This is a genomic window from Microcoleus sp. N3A4, from assembly GCF_036701805.1.
Lineage (GTDB): Bacteria > Cyanobacteriota > Cyanobacteriia > Cyanobacteriales > Microcoleaceae > Microcoleus.
Map to the genome: position 1 here is coordinate 89,583 of NZ_JAUBRJ010000015.1, position 11,343 is coordinate 100,925.

13 protein-coding genes are annotated in these 11,343 nt (G+C 47.1%); 3 read left to right on the forward strand and 10 right to left on the reverse strand.

Annotation, left to right across the window (positions count from 1 at the left end; translation table 11 throughout):
* From QUA56_RS11505 to petL, 5 genes are all read right to left on the reverse strand, one after another.
* Nucleotides 1-541 (reverse strand): hypothetical protein (locus QUA56_RS11505; protein WP_333357321.1); only part of this gene is annotated, 541 nt, incomplete at its 3' end.
* Between the two features lie 190 nt (nucleotides 542-731).
* A complete protein-coding gene (locus QUA56_RS11510; protein ID WP_333357323.1) occupies nucleotides 732-2,033 on the reverse strand; it encodes an extracellular solute-binding protein in 1,302 nt (433 codons plus the stop codon).
* Between the two features lie 102 nt (nucleotides 2,034-2,135).
* Entirely contained in the window at nucleotides 2,136-3,335 is a 1,200-nt protein-coding gene (locus QUA56_RS11515) for an ABC transporter ATP-binding protein (RefSeq protein WP_333357326.1), read from the reverse strand.
* A 626-nt stretch (nucleotides 3,336-3,961) separates the two neighbouring features.
* Entirely contained in the window at nucleotides 3,962-4,366 is a 405-nt protein-coding gene (locus QUA56_RS11520) for a hypothetical protein (RefSeq protein ID WP_333357329.1), read from the reverse strand.
* Nucleotides 4,367-4,789: 423 nt separating this feature from the next.
* Nucleotides 4,790-4,891, reverse strand: coding sequence for a cytochrome b6-f complex subunit PetL (gene petL, locus QUA56_RS11525; RefSeq protein WP_190741595.1), 102 nt, complete (start codon nucleotides 4,889-4,891; stop codon nucleotides 4,790-4,792).
* Nucleotides 4,892-5,408: 517 nt separating this feature from the next.
* On the opposite strand from petL, the gene aroB reads away from it, so the two are divergent.
* Nucleotides 5,409-6,503 (forward strand): 3-dehydroquinate synthase, encoded by a 1,095-nt coding sequence (gene aroB / locus QUA56_RS11530; protein WP_333357332.1) that lies wholly within the window; start codon nucleotides 5,409-5,411, stop codon nucleotides 6,501-6,503.
* 139 nt (nucleotides 6,504-6,642) lie between these two features.
* Here aroB and QUA56_RS11535 read toward each other — a convergent pair whose 3' ends face one another.
* Nucleotides 6,643-7,413 (reverse strand): tetratricopeptide repeat protein, encoded by a 771-nt coding sequence (locus tag QUA56_RS11535; protein WP_333357335.1) that lies wholly within the window; start codon nucleotides 7,411-7,413, stop codon nucleotides 6,643-6,645.
* Nucleotides 7,414-7,603: 190 nt separating this feature from the next.
* Between QUA56_RS11535 and QUA56_RS11540 the strand changes: the two genes are divergently transcribed.
* Nucleotides 7,604-8,443: a stomatin-like protein gene (locus QUA56_RS11540; RefSeq protein WP_333357338.1), complete on the forward strand. Its 840-nt coding sequence runs from the start codon at nucleotides 7,604-7,606 to the stop codon at nucleotides 8,441-8,443.
* Here QUA56_RS11540 and folP read toward each other — a convergent pair.
* The 4 genes from folP to QUA56_RS11560 all read right to left on the reverse strand — a co-directional run bounded on the left by folP (nucleotide 8,434) and on the right by QUA56_RS11560 (nucleotide 11,056).
* Nucleotides 8,434-9,300, reverse strand: a complete 867-nt coding sequence (gene folP, locus QUA56_RS11545) for a dihydropteroate synthase (protein WP_333357340.1) — start codon at nucleotides 9,298-9,300, stop codon at nucleotides 8,434-8,436. The two genes, QUA56_RS11540 and folP, sit on opposite strands and share 10 nt — an antisense overlap.
* 93 nt (nucleotides 9,301-9,393) lie before the next feature.
* Nucleotides 9,394-9,954: a Uma2 family endonuclease gene (locus tag QUA56_RS11550; protein ID WP_333357343.1), complete on the reverse strand. Its 561-nt coding sequence runs from the start codon at nucleotides 9,952-9,954 to the stop codon at nucleotides 9,394-9,396.
* 122 nt (nucleotides 9,955-10,076) lie between these two features.
* Nucleotides 10,077-10,802, reverse strand: coding sequence for a triose-phosphate isomerase (gene tpiA, locus QUA56_RS11555; RefSeq protein ID WP_333357346.1), 726 nt, complete (start codon nucleotides 10,800-10,802; stop codon nucleotides 10,077-10,079).
* A gap of 68 nt (nucleotides 10,803-10,870) precedes the next feature.
* On the reverse strand, nucleotides 10,871-11,056 hold the full coding sequence (locus QUA56_RS11560) for a PCP reductase family protein (RefSeq protein ID WP_333139202.1): 186 nt from the start codon (nucleotides 11,054-11,056) through the stop codon (nucleotides 10,871-10,873).
* On the opposite strand from QUA56_RS11560, the gene QUA56_RS11565 reads away from it, so the two are divergent.
* Entirely contained in the window at nucleotides 11,055-11,282 is a 228-nt protein-coding gene (locus tag QUA56_RS11565) for a hypothetical protein (RefSeq protein WP_333357348.1), read from the forward strand. The genes QUA56_RS11560 and QUA56_RS11565 overlap by 2 nt on opposite strands.
* Nucleotides 11,283-11,343 lie beyond the last annotated feature (61 nt).

The window sequence follows — 11,343 nt, forward strand, 5'->3', positions numbered from 1 at the left end:
CTGCTACCGAAAGGGGGCGATCGCCCAATAATGACGCTTCAGGCAACGATTCAGTCGCCCTCGCCACCTTTGGGGAATCAGCCGTATCGTTATCCGCTGATGGCGCGGGTGCAGAAACCTCAGCGGTTTGGGCTTCGCTGTTTGGAGGCAGCAGCCCCTGTTCTGGGACGATCGGCGACTCGGCAGACTGGGGGCCGTTGTCTGCTACCGAAAGGGGGCGATCGCCCAATAATGACGCTTCAGGCAACGATTCAGTCGCCCTCGCCACCTTTGGGGAAGCAGCCGTATCGTTATCCGCTGATGAGGCGGGTGCAGAAACCTCAGCGGTTTGGGCTTCGCTGTTTGGAGGCAGCACGCCTTGTTCTGGGACGATCGGCGACTCGGCAGACAGGGGGCGATGGTCGGGGGCGATCGACTCAACGTTATCGGGCAATGGCGATTCAGGCAGCGATTCAGTCGCCCTCGCCGCCTGAGCAAACAGCAGCAGCAATCCAAAGACAATCGAACCGCGTCCCAGGACGGTTTTTAATAACATCAACATATTCCACTCCTCACACTATGAAAAAACTTTCAACCGAATAGTCGCGCCAAGCGAACTGTGAAGGCTCGGGTTTTAGGTTCTAGTTGATACTAAATCCGGGTAACATACCCCCTCGATCGGAAAGCGAAGCTAATTTCTCCCCCTCTCCCCGAATCCCCCTCTCCCTCTCCCCGAATCCCGATCGAGCGGTTTAAGATGCGACAAACTCGTTCCACTTCTGAACCAAGTAGGTTTGCTCTTGCATCACAGAGTTCCAGCAAACGATATTGGCAAAGCGTTCCTCAAAGGAACCACCATCTCGCACTGCGCCCTTCGATTCAATCTTTTTACCAAAGGGATCGATGATGTCTGCTGTCGCGGGCTTGCCTTCGTACCAGAAATCCCACTCCTCCGGCTTCATAAACTTGCGGGCGGTTTCTGGTGCGGCACTGTAATACCCCTGGCGAGCTAAAAAGGCTCCCATCCACCCATCCAACATCCAGTTGAGATACTCGTAGGCAGCATCCAGAGCCATACCCTGTAGGTTTTTAGAGAGTCCAATGCCACCGCCCCAGCCGCGATACCCTTCCTTGAGTGGGGCATAGACACAGTTAATTCCCCGTGCTTTCACAGCAGTCACCGCAGGCGACCACATCGATTGCAGCGCCACTTCCCCAGATGACATCAGGTTGACGGACTCATCAAAGTTTTTCCAAAAAGCCCGGAACTGCCCGTCCTTCTTGAGTTCGATCAGCTTGGCTGTGACTTGATCGAGTTCTTGCTTGGTCATGTTGCCCTTGTCGCCGAACTTCATCATCCCTGCTGCTTCTAATACCATTGCCGCATCCATAATCCCGATCGACGGAATATCCAGCAGTGCAGTTTTGCCTTTGTATTTCGGATCGAGCAGTTCTGCCCAGGATTCAATTTTCTTGCCAGTCAAGTCAGGTCGGTAGCCCAAACTATCAGCATTGTATTGAAACGGAATCAACGTTGCCCAATCGGTAGGCGTGGGTGAAAACTCTTTCGAGTCCTTACTTTTGACATACATTACTTTGAAGGGAGCTGTGCCCTGGGAATTGTTCACCTTCGCACCTTCGGCAAACTTACCTGTTGTGAAATAGGAAACAATTTTGTCCCAATTTTTGATTTTCTTCACCTCAAGTGGTTGCAAATTACCGGATGGAAACACCAATGGCAAACTGAAATATTCCCCATCAAAAATGTCGTATTGCTTGGGCTGAGTAATCGCGATTTGATTGTTTTCTTCTGTGCCGAGCGCTCGCAGTTGGATTTTGAAGCCCAAATCCTTTTCGGCTTGAGCTTTAATTTCTTTACTTTGAGCGGCTCCAGTACCAATCAACCGCAGGGTGACATCTTTAATTGAATTGGTAATTACCCCCGGTGCAGTCCCGGTCGTGGCTTCTTTTTTGGGACTGCAACTTGCGGCGGCAACCATTGCTCCAGCAGCGAGTCCAGTTCTGATTACTTGACGGCGACCGATCTTTGACATTGCTATTAAGGCTCACAAATACAATAAATGTACAAAAAAGTCTGCGAAACGAAGCAGCGAAGAGGATTATCCGCTGTGAGAATCAATCTAAAGAATGCGTTTCTAATGAGGCAGAAAAACGCAATCATCTTTTGACCAACTGAGGACAACTAACTGCCCTTCGCTGAGGGAATTACGGTTCCAGTCATTCGTGCGAACTTTATAGAGCAGTTCTTGTCCGGTTGCTTCCGCCATTAACGAAACTCGCGTCACATATCCGGTCATTTCTACGGCGGTGATTCGGGCGACAATCTGGTTTCCTGCCAGCGTTGATGTGACTGGAACATCGGGGTTGTAAGCTTCCACAAGGAGCAAGTCAGGACGAACCGAACAAGCAGCTTCTGTACCGACAGGGCTGGAGTAGCCTCGGCAGTAAAGGACGCCGAAACCCTCTACTTCTAACTGCACTACATCCAACTCACCGTCACTGACCGCATTTTTGACTTTGCCGCTGAATATATTGTTGTCGCCCATGAACTTGGCAACAAACTGAGAGCCGGGACGATCGTACAATTGATCTGGAGTGGCAACTTGATCCAGCCGCCCGTGGGTCATCACGACCACCATGTCAGACAGGGAAAAGGCTTCTTCAACGTGGTGTGTCACCTGAATAAAGGTCAAGCCGAATTGCTTTTGAATTTTGCGGAGTTCGGTTCGCATCCGCACCCGCAGGTTTTCATCTAATGCGCTGAGGGGTTCATCCAGCATTAGCACTTGGGGGCGGGTGACGAGCGCTCGTGCTAGGGCAATCCGCTGTTGCTGTCCGCCGCTGAGTTGGGTCGGTTTGCGATCTGCAGTGTGGGTCAGACCGATCATTTCCAGGATCTCTCCTACCCGGACACGACGTTCTGCATCCGGCACGTTCTGCATTTTCAGACCAAATTCAATGTTTTCCCAAATGGTTTTGTGAGGAAACAAGGCGTAGCTTTGGAACATCATGGAGGTGTTGCGTTTGGCTGCTGGCAAATCGTTGACGCGCTTGTCGCCGATCAGAACATCTCCGCTGCTGATGTCTTCGTGTCCGGCAATCATTCTCAGAACGGTAGTTTTACCGCAACCGCTGGGGCCGAGAAGACAGCAGTATTTGCCTGCGGGAATATCGAGGGTGATGTTTTCAACGGCTGTCACAGAACCGTACTTTTTGGTAACAGAACGTAGAGATACCCCTGCGGCGGCCCCGGCCAAAGCTTGTTGGATATCGGTGGCAGAAGATGGGGTAGTTCTGTTTGCTCCAACGGTTTTTCTTCCGGTGTCAATTTGCATGGTTGCTCCTGCATGAAAAGAAATGGGTGTTATGAAACTTGATGAATGAGAGTGAAGAAGATATCTGAATGCTTTAACCTAGTTGGAACTGTGCCTCACGAGGGTTTACCAACTAACCTCTGCTGGTTTGTCAATACGAGCTTGGGTGATTTCTCGTTAAGCGGAATAGTAAACTATATAGACCCAAAGAAGTTTCAAAAACGGGCATGAAAGATACAATCTGTAAACTACTGCTTTGCCAAGGGAGCTTGACCAAGTAGTCTGAAATAACTCTGACCTGTGAGATTTGGCGAAGGTGAAATTCTAGATTGCGGACGATGGTTGTATACAGTACACGACTTGAAATATCAAAAAAGTGTTTATAGATACTATTGGGCGATTTCGATCGAGAGCGTGGGGACAATGAGGGCGATCGCATCAAGCTCAATGGATTTGTATAACTGATATCAAACCCGGTGGCATTGGAATTATGTATTGGGAGCGTCCCCAAGAGCGATTTGGTTAGTTTGCTGTGGACGCTCGTACTGACATCATCTAAATATATTATTCCGATACAACCTGAAATGATATGACTTCAGAGAGTTATAAATTTTAGTAAAGAATCATCGGCGATCGCTCCTTCATCCTCAAGGCGAACAAACCTCAGATTTAGCGTTATTCTCAAGATATTGCTGATAAGCTGCCTCATCTCCTCCAAACGAGTCGATCGCAATACGAGCACTCGGAACTGGAATCAGCGGACTAGGTTTAGGTGCGTACTGACAATAACAGAGAGCAATCAAATCGTAGTTGCTTCCTGGTGCCTCAGTTGGGTATTTTTCAACCCTGACAACTTCCCAATCTCCGACTCGATAGTGAGTATCGCTATCGGGAAATTGCGGATTGTCGAACTCTTCAATCCGGTAAAATTCGTAGGGACGATTCCCCGGTTGAGGTAGGGGTTCGTCAGAGGAATCATAATACTCGCAGAGAATATCAGTTGTTGCCCCAGAGTGAGCCAACATTCTATTTTCCCAGCCTTCTACTGACATCGATTGAGCCTTAAAAATGATATATAGCGATTCTTAAACAAGTGAGGTACGTAGTTGGGCTTTAGCCCTCTGATTGTGCTGATGTAGTAGGTGAGGTAAGCACCTAACAACTCCCAGATACCTCATCTACTTGAGAAGGGCTGTATTTCCGCATAATTAATCTTCATCCTCATCTTCTAGATAGTTAGGAAAGCGATAAATTTTAGATTTTAGATTTTATATTTTAGATTTTAGATTGAAGCATTAACCAAATTATTTTGGATCTAATATTAAATTAGACAATTGTAGGTCTAGTTTTATGAAACAAAGCATTTGCGCGGTCAATCCACAGATTTAATCAGAGATTTTTCGCGCAAATACTTTGTCCAACTGATACATTTCCCAGAGATTAAATACTCTGGTTGTGACATCTAAATTAGCAAATTAGATGAGTTTGACAGCCCGCAGACCAAACATCAGCACTGTCGCCAAGCCGACCATTCCGCCGAAAAGCCCGAAATAAGTTATTGCTCCGCTAAGAGTCATTGCAATTTCTCCAAAACAATCAATAAAAAGACCTTTGACACTCCCCAGCCTTAAGGGGTGGGGATTCTTGGTTCACTGATACACCTTAAAACTCTCTATCCTTTCGGCACTACTTAAACCAAAAACCCGTTCAATAAAACTAAGTTTCGAGTCTAATTTAGAGGAGTCCCAGCGGGCTTATCTCCGCAAGCTTTAGAGGATTGCTCCCCTTGTTTCCGTATGCCCTACGGTACAACTTGAATATCAAGTATTTGATTTTGCCCTTTAACGGGTGCTCATTGGCTACCCTAGCTCTGTTTATCGTGGTGATCGCCATCCACTACGCATTACTACTTCCTATCCTCTCAAGTGGGGACACCCCAGATTTATATTGTCTTGTGATAGCGGTTTTTCAGCCTGTGCTATCTCTAGTATGCCATACTAGAGCGACACTATATCGACATGAATCCGTCGAAGTGACGGGGTTTTCAACCCAATTTTCTGATAATCTAAAATCTAATATCTAAATTAGATAAATATGCAATCGATAATTAAAGTTGACTTGGGGCCACAATCTTACAATGTTTGCGTGCGATCGGGCGGTTTAGACGAACTCGGCAGTCTGATGGGCGATCTAAGTTTGGGCAAAAAAGTGCTGCTGGTGTCGAATCAGTCGATTTTTCGGCACTACGGCGAAAGAGCAACAGCAGCCCTCGAATCTGCCGGTCTGGAAGTCAGTAGCTGCATTTTACCACCGGGAGAACAGTACAAAACTTTAAATTCGGTGCAGAAAATTTACGGTGCGGCTTTGGCAAACCGTTTAGAACGTTCCTCGACAATGGTGGCTTTGGGCGGCGGGGTAGTTGGTGATATCACCGGTTTTGCGGCGGCGACTTGGCTGCGGGGAATTAATGTCGTGCAGGTTCCGACTTCGCTGCTGGCTATGGTTGATGCTGCTATTGGCGGCAAAACGGGGGTAAATCATCCTTTAGGGAAGAATTTAATCGGAGCTTTTCACCAGCCGCGTTTGGTGTTGATTGACCCGGATGTACTCAAAACTCTGCCGGCGAGGGAGTTTCGTTCGGCGATGGCGGAAGTCATCAAGTACGGGGTGATTTGGGATGCTGAATTGTTCGATAAGTTGGAGAAGTGCAAGCGTTTGGATCAAATGCGCTACGTGAAGGCGGATTTGCTGGCAGAAATTTTGAGCAGGTCTTGCCAAGCTAAGGCTGAGGTGGTAAGCAAAGATGAGAAGGAATCGGGTTTGCGGGCGATTTTGAATTACGGGCACACGATCGGTCATGCTGTGGAAAGTTTGACCAATTACAAGGCGATCAATCACGGGGAAGGAGTGGCAATCGGCATGGCTGCGTCAAGCCGATTGGCTGTGGAGTTGGGAATGTGGGATGCTGAGTGCGATCGCCGCCAGTCTGCTTTGATTGAAAAAGCGGGTTTGCCTGCCAAATTGCCCGCAGGTGTGGATGTTGAGGAAATTTTGCATACTTTGCAACTGGATAAGAAGGTGCAGGATGGCAAGGTACGGTTTGTGCTGCCGGTGCGGTTGGGTGAGGCCGCAGTGAGCGATCGGGTGGATGGAGATTTGATTTTACAAGTTTTGAGGGAAATGCTTTAGGAAGTCAGCAGTCAGCAGTCAGTAGTCAGTAGTCAGTAGTTAGTAGTTATTTGTTTGTTCTAATAACCAATAACTACTAACTAATAACCAATAACCAATAACCAATAACCAATAACCAATAACCAATAACCAATGCAGCTTAAGAGCCGCTCGACTGCGAATTAATTTCCTCCAAAATTTTATCTACTCTGTTAGCCGCTTGAGTTCTGCCTTGCTTGATAAATAACTCCTTAGCTTTTGTGAGGCTGGCTACTGCCTCCGCTTGGTTTTCCTTGTCTCCTTGCTGGTACAAACCGACTCCTAAATTGTTCAAAGCATCGGGATATTGGCTGTTAATTTTAACTGCTTGTCTCCACTGAACAATTGCCTCGGGCAACTGCCCTTGACTTGCCATCGCCACGCCTAAATCGTTGTGAGCTTTGGCGTGCTGTGGGTTGACTTCAATTGCTTTTTGGAATTGGGCGATCGCATCGCTCATTTTATCCTGCCCCGACAGCATAGTTCCCAACTTGTAATAAGCATCCGCTTGTTTGGGATAGCGAGCGATCAGTTGCCGGTACAAAGCTTCGGCATTGACCATATTTCCTTGACCGTAAAGGTCGTTGGCAGTTCTCAAGCCCAGCGTGTAGCCTTTACCTACAACTTCGCACTTTTTCTCGGAGTTGCCTTGCTGCTTGCACATCCTGAGTTCGTCTCCCTTCATCTCGTAGGATTGAACTTCTCGAACTGCCGGCCCCCGGCGCGGTGGCTGCAAGTTCTGCGACTGCAAGTTTTGGGAGAGTTGCAGGGCGATTGGCTCAGCTTGTGCCGGTTGGGCCGCTGCGGCATTCCATATTCCTGCCCCCACTAAAATGCTTGGGGCGATCCACCTCAAAGGTTTGAACAAGCGAAACTCTCGATCGTTTTTCATGTCTTTTGTGGAAACGTGTTGTTGATATCCTGGGTTTCACTAGCGCCGTTAGAATCCGAGCACATGGGGGCCCACTACTATTGAGATAGTTATTAACAGTCGAGATATTTTAGCACTGTGCGGCCGATTTTGAGTTAAATTAGAGTAGATTCCCGATCGATTCTCAGTCAACCTTAGCAGGAAAGTAGAAATGGGGCAGTCTATTCTTACCATGCTCATTGCGCTCATCCTCGGCTACGCTGTTAACTCCTCTGTCAAAATAGTCAGCGGTGGTGATGAAGCTTTAGTCGAACGTTTGGGTCAATACAAGCGCACCCTAAAGCCCGGATTCCACTTTATCAGTCCCCTGGTCGAAAAAGTCGTCTGCGTGGACACAAGCCGTGAAAGAGTTTTAGATATTAAACCTCAGTCAGCAATCACGGGAGATAATGTAGCTCTAGAAGTCGATGCCGTTGTGTATTGGCGGGTTGTGAATTTGCAGAAAGCTTATTATGGAATCGATCAAATTGAAAATGCGATCGCCAACTTAGTTTTAACGACGTTTCGCGCTGAAATTGGTCGATTGCCAATGCAAGACATCTTGGGTTCCCGAGATGACATGAATAAAAAGTTACTCAAGAAGTTGGACGAAGCTACAGAAACTTGGGGCGTCAAAGTAATTCGCGTAGAAATTCAAAGTATTACACCTCCGAAAAGGGTGCAAGAAGCTATGGAATTGGAGCGGGCCACTAAGAGCGAGTGGCAAGCAATGGTCAATAAGGCGATCGGCACTAAGGAGTACATGAGGCTCTTAGTTGAAGCTTTAGACTCCCATCCGAATAGCAAGCAAGTTTTGAATTACTTAGTAACCGAAAAATACTTGGACGCTCAACAAAAACTCGGCGAGAGCGACAATGCCAAAATTCTGTTTATGGACCCGAAGAATATGTCAGAAGCTCTCAACAATTTGATGGATTCTATGCCGGATGTCGAGCCTCATGCTCACGGGGGAGAGCCCCAATCAATCGACCAATCAACGACTCAAGATTGATTTCTGAAGATAGCGTCGGCAACCAGACAAACATCGTGCATTTCTCTGACATCGTGAACTCGCAAGATATCTGCCGAATTTGCGATCGCACCTGTACAAGCCGCCGCTGTCCCCCAAACTCTTTGTTTCGCTTCTGGCTGATTCAAAATGTGACCGATGAAGCTTTTTCGCGATACTCCGACTAAAATCGGACAGTTTAAAACACTGAACTTTGGCAACTCGCGCAGAATTTCCAAGTTTTGACTGTAATTTTTAGCAAAGCCAATACCGGGGTCTAGAATTATGTGAGATTTGTCAATCCCCGCAGCAACAGCCGCCGCAATTCTACTCTCTAAAAATTCCCGAATTTCCCCAATTAAATCGCGATAATCTGTGAGTTTTTGCATCGTCTGGGGAGTTCCCCGAATGTGCATTAAAATTATTGGCACTTTTAAATCAGCAACGGTTGACAGCATTTCCGAGTCAAAAGTTGCTCCAGAAATATCGTTGACAATATCAGCTCCCGCCTCAACCGCAGCTTTGGCAACCTGCGCTCTGGTAGTATCGACAGAAATAGGAACTGAGCCAAAAATATCGGCTTTTTGCCGCAGCATTTGTACGAGAGGTATAACGCGATCGATCTCCTCTGCTAAAGATATTTCCGCTGCACCGGGCCGAGTAGATTGACCGCCAATATCAATAATATCTACGCCGGATTCTACCATGTTTTCAGCTTGCGCTAAACCAGATTCTATGGTGTAGAAATCACCGCCGTCGCTAAAACTGTCAGGGGTTACGTTCAAAACGCCCATTAAATAAGTGCGTTTTCCCCACTCGAAAACTTTATTTCTAATTGTAATTTTTTTGTTATTTATCATATCACCCGATCGCTCGGCGATTGAAATTGCTTCTTGTCCAACGAAGTCTCTCTCTAAGAGACTAAAGAATCAAGCAGAAGCGCCATTGTTAATTCAACCAAAACTTAACCAGCTAAAAACAGTGTCAACCGTCAATTCTAATTCAATTTTATCAATTATTGGCAACAGAGCTGCACCTTTGTACAGTTCTACTTTTTGTCCGGAAAATACCGCCAAAATACTCTCTTCTTCTGGATCTAGTAACCACCCTAACTCAGTGCCGTGTCGCGAACAGTGGAGTAAGTTACTCAGCACTTTTGTTTGATTTTGGTTTGGAGAAAGAATTTTTATCGACCAGTCTGGATTAATATCAAAGCGGTTAGCAATTCTACCAGACGGCAAAAAAGGAATTCTTTCCCATCGGAATACTGCTACATCTGGCACGATCGATGCGCCGCCAAAAGTACAGCGCAACTCGGGAAAAGCATTGGCAATTTTCCGAGTTTTCGCTACTTGATTGATAGTCTTGCAGAGTTCACCTTGAAGTACGCTGTGTTCACCTTGAGGCATGGGCTTCTGAATGATTTTTCCCTCAAGAAATTCACAGGCCGGTTCAGTTTCAGGAAGTTTGAGGAACTCATCTAAGGCGGGTTTGGGTTTAACGATCGCAGTCATAGGTTAATTATCCCGATCGGAGAAACACTGAACGGCACATCACAATTGTACGCGATAGCTGTTGAATTCCCGCTGCCCTTGTTCGACTTACCAATTAGCAATTACCAATTAGCAATTACCTATTACTGATAATTGACAATTCGATCGAAGCTAGCAGCTTCCAAACTCGCACCGCCTACCAGAACCCCGTCAATCTCAGGCATCGCCATAACTTCATCAATATTCTCCGGTTTAACAGAGCCACCGTACTGAATTGGCACGTCAGGATTAGTCAATTTACTGCGAATCAAACCAATAACTCGGTTAGCTTCCTTAGTTTCGCAAGTATCGCCAGTGCCTATAGCCCAAATCGGTTCGTAAGCTATTACCAAATTGTCTTGGTCAACACCAACCAAATCCTTGGCTAACTGAGTAAAAATGTGAGCTTCCGTTTCCCCAGCATCTCTCTGCTGCTTCGTCTCTCCCACGCACAGAATCGGAATTAAACCGTATTTCTGAGCAGCTTTCAGGCGCAAATTCACCGTTTCGTCAGTTTCCCCAAAATATTGGCGCCGCTCGCTGTGGCCGACGATGACGTAGCGAGCCCCTGTTTCTGCCAGCATCGGCCCGGAAATTTCGCCAGTATAAGCTCCCGACTCTTGCCAGTGAACGTTCTGAGCGCCGAGTCTGATCCGGCCTCCGTGCAGGTTTTTCGAGAGGACACTCAAATTAGTGAAGGGAACGCAAAGCACGACTTCCCGTTCCTCTGGGGTTTCGGTCAGGCAGGACATGAATCCTTGAAGAAACTCTAGGGATTCTGCCCTAGTTTTGTACATTTTCCAGTTGCCAGCTATAACTATGTTACGCACTATTTCTTTAAGTCCTTGTCCTTACAACGCAATTTATAGTCTAAAGCTTTAGCGTACATTTCGATCCCTTATTGCCCAAACTCGATGCGAGCTTGCTCAACTAAGTCAACGGTGACGACTTCGGTTTCGGCTTCGCGGGCTAAGTGCTCGATGCGGACGCGAGCTTGTCCCCGGACAAAATAGGGAATATTTTTCAGCTTAGCCTTGGCTTCTGGCGTCCATTTTAAATCGTCTGAGAATTCGGAATCTGGCATGGCGTATCGGTCGATCGACTGCAAGCGGGTAGTTCTCTACTTTGACAAAAGTCTGTCCGATCGAATCTACCATGTTAAGGAGCGATCGGCGCGATCGAGTCCCAGTTTGCAGCAGCGCTGCTGCAAAGCCGATTTGCAGCTACGGCTAAGGTGCTTGTGTCACACCTGTCAAGGTGGTGGAGAAGTACCTCAAATGCGTAAAACCTCTGCTGCGGGCGATCGATAAATCTTCTTCATTTGACAGACAATTAGCAATAAATAATATTTCTTACTAATGCTCAACGCTG

Coding starts and splice junctions, on each gene's coding strand:
- QUA56_RS11510 (WP_333357323.1), bottom strand. CDS start 2,033: ATGTCAAAGATCGGTCGCCGTCAAGTAATCAGAACTGGACTCGCTGCT.
- QUA56_RS11515 (WP_333357326.1), bottom strand. CDS start 3,335: ATGCAAATTGACACCGGAAGAAAAACCGTTGGAGCAAACAGAACTACC.
- QUA56_RS11520 (WP_333357329.1), bottom strand. CDS start 4,366: ATGTCAGTAGAAGGCTGGGAAAATAGAATGTTGGCTCACTCTGGGGCA.
- petL (WP_190741595.1), bottom strand. CDS start 4,891: ATGACTCTTAGCGGAGCAATAACTTATTTCGGGCTTTTCGGCGGAATG.
- aroB (WP_333357332.1), top strand. CDS start 5,409: ATGCAATCGATAATTAAAGTTGACTTGGGGCCACAATCTTACAATGTT.
- QUA56_RS11535 (WP_333357335.1), bottom strand. CDS start 7,413: ATGAAAAACGATCGAGAGTTTCGCTTGTTCAAACCTTTGAGGTGGATC.
- QUA56_RS11540 (WP_333357338.1), top strand. CDS start 7,604: ATGGGGCAGTCTATTCTTACCATGCTCATTGCGCTCATCCTCGGCTAC.
- folP (WP_333357340.1), bottom strand. CDS start 9,300: ATGATAAATAACAAAAAAATTACAATTAGAAATAAAGTTTTCGAGTGG.
- QUA56_RS11550 (WP_333357343.1), bottom strand. CDS start 9,954: ATGACTGCGATCGTTAAACCCAAACCCGCCTTAGATGAGTTCCTCAAA.
- QUA56_RS11565 (WP_333357348.1), top strand. CDS start 11,055: ATGGCGTATCGGTCGATCGACTGCAAGCGGGTAGTTCTCTACTTTGAC.
- QUA56_RS11560 (WP_333139202.1), bottom strand. CDS start 11,056: ATGCCAGATTCCGAATTCTCAGACGATTTAAAATGGACGCCAGAAGCC.